The following is a 335-nucleotide window of genomic DNA, read 5'->3' as shown; positions in this document are numbered from 1 at the left end:
TAAATCTTTTGCGATTCCAACTGAAAAAGGAAGCTGGATTGCCATTCACTTTGAGAAAGAACTTCCCAAAAAAGATGCGCCAAAAGATTCTATAGCTACCAATAAAACGGATTCTACTGCAAAAATTGAAAAACCTAAGAAAACTGATGGGACCAAACTTTTGGTTCGATCACTTGATGGAGCAAAAACTTGGGAGTTTGAGCGAGTAAAATCCTACAGCTTCACACCAAATGGAGACTTTCTTCAGTACACCTTAGCTGAGGAAGAAAAAGCAGACAATGCAGCAGTTTATCTTCTGAATTTGTCTACGGGAGAAAGTAAACTTGTCCATGAGA

General features: G+C 38.5%; 1 protein-coding gene. It reads left to right on the top strand.

The genetic code is table 11. The features are described 5' to 3' along the window. The coding region (locus ACNKXV_RS13740) for a hypothetical protein (RefSeq protein WP_417908290.1) at nt 1–335 on the top strand (335 nt) is incomplete at both ends.

The organism is Christiangramia aquimixticola (assembly GCF_048285835.1).
Classification (GTDB): Bacteria; Bacteroidota; Bacteroidia; order Flavobacteriales; family Flavobacteriaceae; genus Christiangramia; species Christiangramia aquimixticola.
Note: the sequence above shows the minus strand (reverse complement) of the source record. Positions and strands in the feature narration are given on the sequence as shown.